Annotated in this window: 1 protein-coding gene and 1 pseudogene; both read right to left on the bottom strand. The window is 59.0% G+C overall.

Going from position 1 to position 1,099, the window contains the following annotated elements; all coding sequences use genetic code 11:
* A pseudogene (locus RDN66_RS13925) lies at positions 1 to 826 on the bottom strand (IS66-like element ISEc22 family transposase); the annotation flags it as partial.
* 48 nt (positions 827 to 874) lie between these two features.
* Positions 875 to 1,099, bottom strand: a 225-nt coding sequence (gene tnpB / locus RDN66_RS13920; protein ID WP_131135637.1) for an IS66 family insertion sequence element accessory protein TnpB, incomplete at its 5' end; no start/stop codon positions are given.

The following is a 1,099-nucleotide window of genomic DNA, read 5'->3' as shown; positions in this document are numbered from 1 at the left end:
CGTTACGGTCGTCACGAACGTAGGTCCATAACCGCCCGGTCTTCGTTTTCTTATTGCCTGGCAACAGCACCGGGACAGGCGTGTCATCAGCATGGAGCTTACCGTCAGTCAGCACATAGTCCTGAAGCGCTTCTTCCAGCGGTGACAGTAGCCGGCAGCATGCATCCACCCAGCCCGACAGCAGTGAACGACTCAGCTCCACGCCCTGGCGGCCGTATATTTCAGACTGGCGGTACAGCGGGGTGTGCTCTGCATACTTTGAGATCAGCACGCGGGCCAGCAGCCCCGGTCCTGCGATACCCCGCTCGATGGGCCGTGAAGGCGCGGGGGCCTGCACGATGGCATCGCACTGAGTACAGGCATGCTTTTCACGTACAGTCCGGATAACCCGGAAGGCGTTGCGCATCAGCTCCAGCTGTTCGGCGGCATCCTCACCCAGATAGCTCAGCGAGCCTCCACATTCCGGGCAGCATGACGCTGCCGGCAGTAGTCGTTTTTCATCGCGGGGGAGTGATTCGGGGAACGGTTTGCGGGTGCGGGTTTGACGCAGCGGGCGCTGCACGGCCGGGTCGTCAACCCGACCGGTAAGGGTATCACTTTCTTTCTGAAGTGCCTTCAGGTCAGCTTCCATCTGTGCGATACGACGGGAGACTTTTTCGGAGCGGCTGCCGAAGTTCATCCGGCGCAGCTTATCCAGCTGTGCCTGCAGATGGTCTATTTCGCGTTCACGCTCGTTCAGCTTTTCCAGCAGGGCACGGTTCAGCGCCTCCTGTTCGGCAAGGAGACGTTTCAGTGCATTGATATCGTCAGGAAGTGAGCTGCTCATACCGGGTATATTACCAGGCTCATTCAGCGTCGACCAGGATAAAGAGGCTTACAACATAGTCAGGGACGTAAGCAGTCTTTTAGGCTGCCGCCAGTCGATACCTTCAAGGAGCATCGCCAGCTGTGCCGGTGTGAGGAACACTTTGCCATCCCGGGCTGACGGCCAGGCGAAGCGGCCGCGCTCCAGCCGTTTGGTCAGCAGACACAGTCCATCGCCGGTAGACCAGAGGAGCTTTACCTGACTGCCATTACGCCCACGGAAGATAAAAACGTG

It is taken from the genome of uncultured Kluyvera sp. (assembly GCF_902485085.1).
In the GTDB taxonomy this organism is placed as follows: Bacteria; Pseudomonadota; Gammaproteobacteria; order Enterobacterales; family Enterobacteriaceae; genus Kluyvera; species Kluyvera ascorbata.
This window is presented reverse-complemented; position numbering and strand designations above follow the sequence as displayed.